1 protein-coding gene is annotated in these 3,421 nt (G+C 52.1%); it reads right to left on the minus strand.

The genetic code is table 11. The annotated features are described in order from the left end of the window. Positions 1–2,077 precede the first annotated feature (2,077 nt). The coding region (locus JX325_RS13900) for a helicase C-terminal domain-containing protein (protein WP_243414098.1) at positions 2,078–3,421 on the minus strand (1,344 nt) is incomplete at its 5' end.

The raw sequence follows: 3,421 nt of genomic DNA on the forward strand, positions 1-3,421 counted from the left end.
ATTTCTATAAACTTTCTTAAAAAAAGACTTACAAACCCTACAACATACGTCAATCCCTTGCAGCCGTAAGGTTTGAGGCTGTATGATATTTTTTCGGGATTTCATACACANGATTAAGCATTTCAGTGTATTCCTTGTGGCGCAAGGCTTTCGGGGTTTTGGCTCTGTACGTTTTTTCTGGCTCTAAAATTGAAAAAAACCTACAAAGCCGGAGTGTCTGCCGCTGTTCTTACGCTTTTGCTCGCTTTTCTTCCCGGCTGTATGGCCTNGNACGTTTTTTTCAGATTCAAATTTCAGACAGGCATTTTCTCTAAAAAGTTGCAAAAAACGGATATTTCCGAAATAGCAGCCCCGGCATGTATTCCTGTTCCTTTGAGAATACACCAGCCGGAATTGCTTTCATGGATACCCTCTGTGCCCACTGCCGTCTTAGGGCTGGTTAAAATTGCAGAAAATAATGAAAATGATTGCAAGAACAGCAAAAACGTGGTATAATAATTATTAGAAAAGCAGTTTTCAACTATAAAAAGACGAGAGAGTTTTACTTTCTCTATAACCTNTACTGCAAAATAAAATAGAAAGCAGGTAGTCACCATGACTGGCGAAAAACTGGTCCATGTGATTTTCAACACGGGTGCCCGAGAGGAAATCATGCGGCGAAACTTCAAATTTCCGCATTTGGAGCGGGCAAATTTGGATTGGGTCATCAAAAACGCGAAAAACACCGCGGGCGTGGACATTGATGAAAACATCATATTGCAGCTGCGTGTAAGCNCGGAGCGGACCAGAGCCGCNTTCATCAACTATTACGAAGCAGTATTTTATTACGGTACATATACCAACAAGGAAACTTTCTTGATTTCCTACGGGGCCAAAAACAGGGATATATCCAAGCAGCTTTGGCCTATGCTCAACCGAAAGATGATTGACAATTATGGCATATCCTCTACGATTGACACTCCGCCCGCTACCCCGGCGGTGGTTGACGTATTTGTGCCGTGCAGTCACCTCGAAGCGTCTACGTATTTGTACAAATTCAATTACTACGACTTCTGCGCGCGGCTGGGCTGGGCTATATTCCACCCGAACAGTATAAAGATGTAATAAGAACCAGGAAAGAGGACTGGCCGTTCGCACAGCCAGTCCCCTTTTTCCAGGCNGAACCATCAGCCAGCGGCCGCTTCCTCTCTGGCCCGGCGCTGGAAGTCACTGGGCTTCTCTCTGGTATCAGGCCAGATGTCCTTGATGCCATCAGCGGCCCAAACCGCGTTGTCGTTCAACTGCCGCTGCCAGACGCCGATGCTGGGGGCCCAGTGAAAACCGTTGTGTTTCAGAGCAAGCGTCAGTTCCTTGTCCGGTTTGGCGTCAAATATGATTTGCAGGCGGTTCGCGTCCTTGTCGATTTGGACCTCGCCGCCGGAGAACGTCCAGCCGAAGTAGCCCTGCTCCGTCTGGCGGGTCAGCTGGGCGATACGGTCCTTGTTGCGGCGAATCTCGGCATTGTTGCTGGAGAGCTCATAGGACAGGTAGGGCTTGTCCGTTCGGTACTGGGACATCTTGGCTTTCAGCCGTTCGATTCCCGTGGGCGGCAGGCCGGGGCAGCCGTCCAGGGTCTTGTGCTTNCGGTAGTAGGCATTAACGGCCCGCATTTCTTTCTGCTTCGCCTCCAGCTTTTCAAGCCGGGCCTGGAGCTTCTCCAGGGCCTGGGGGTTGTCGGCGCTGATAACATTCTTGTTCATAGTCAGGATTCCTTTCGTTAGTTAATTTTTTATGTTCAAGGCCGCCAGAGGAATCTCTCCCATGGCGGCATCTTGCCTGGGTCTTTTCCCGCAATGAGGCGCTTAGCGGCGGCTCAGGGAAATTTACAATTTGTTTACAGGGCTTTCTCTTGACAAGACCCAAATTTTTCTATTATAATTCTCTATGCTGAAAAAGCGTATTTGCGCGTNCGGTCGTTTTCTATGAACGGCTGCTTTTTATTTTTCCGGGTCCCGAACGTTTCACGCTGTATACACTGGTGGCATCAGCGAGATGCCGCCAGAGGAATTTCTCCCCCTGACGGCATCCTGCTTGGGTCTTACGCGGTCTTGGCGGGTTCATCCGGGATATGCCGGTTATTGAGATTTAACTGAGCGTCCAGTTCCACCAGACGGGCGGACTTCCGGCGCAGTTCTTCTTCCCTGGGGAAGGGCTTGCCAGCNTCCGCCCTGGCCGCTTCTGCCTGCTGCCGCAGGTCTTTCAGCCGGGCTCCAGCCTCNTCCAGAAACTGCGGAAGCCTGTCCAGCGTATTGTCCAGCCGGGTAATATTACCCCGCAGGTCGCCGCCCAGGTCCGTTTTGTAAGACCGTGCGCCTTGCAGCGTCATGTGATGTCCAAAGATGTTAAGCGAGAGAATCAGCTTGAAGCCCCGATAGCTGCCGATTTCCACGGGCGGCGCCTCGAAATCCGTGATTTCCTGGCAGGCTTCCAGGATAGCCGTCCCGGCCTTTTTCGCAGAAGAATAGCTCTTACCATGAATCACCATTCCCGCGAAACCGTTCTCCGGTTCCGGATGCTCTGCCAGCGTATTCAGGTCAATTTCCAGCCCGGCAATCTCGCTTTCACACTCCCGGATTTGCTCCGGGAAGTATTTCAAAAGCCTGTCCTCCAGGCGGAACTGCTTACTCTGATGGTCGGCCCGCATGACTTTGAGCTTCGCTACGTCCACGTCCAGCTCCATACGCTCCTTGATGCGGGGGTCTCCGGCGCACAGGGCCTTGATTTCCGCATACGACAGGGCCGCCTCGTCCACGTCCTCGCAGGACCGGACCGGGGCTTTGNTGGTCATGATTTGGGAGATAAACTTCTGCTTGTTCTCCACGGTCTGCCAGAGATAGGCGTCGAATGTCGATTCTGTAACATACCGGAACACATGGACTTTGGGATTCGTGTTCCCNCGCCGCTCAATACGACCCTTGCGCTGTGTCAAATCACGCGGCCGCCACGGGCAATCCAGGTCATGAAGCGCGATAAGCCGCTCCTGGACGTTGGTGCCGGCTCCCATTTTCTGGGTGCTGCCAATCAGGACGCGCACTTGACCGGAATTGACCTTGCGGAACAGGTCTTTCTTCTGCTTGTCGCTATTGGCTTCATGGATATACGCGATTTGCTCCGGAGGCATCCCGCCCGAGATAAGTTNCCGGCGGATGTCGTCGTAAATNNTAAACCCGCCATTACTCGTGGGCGTGGAAATATCGGAAAACACCAGCTGGGTCAGCTTTCCAGCCTCGCCCTCGCGCCAGAATTTCAGAATATTCTCCACGCACCTGTTGACCTTGGTTCCAGGCTCGTCCGGCAGCAGGGGATTGATAATACGCTGGTCCAAGCCCAGCTTGCGGCCATCCGACGTAATCTTGAGCATGTTGTCGATATGGGCGTCCAC

The sequence above is a fragment of the Oscillibacter sp. CU971 genome, from assembly GCF_905219725.1.
In the GTDB taxonomy this organism is placed as follows: domain Bacteria; phylum Bacillota; class Clostridia; order Oscillospirales; family Oscillospiraceae; genus Oscillibacter.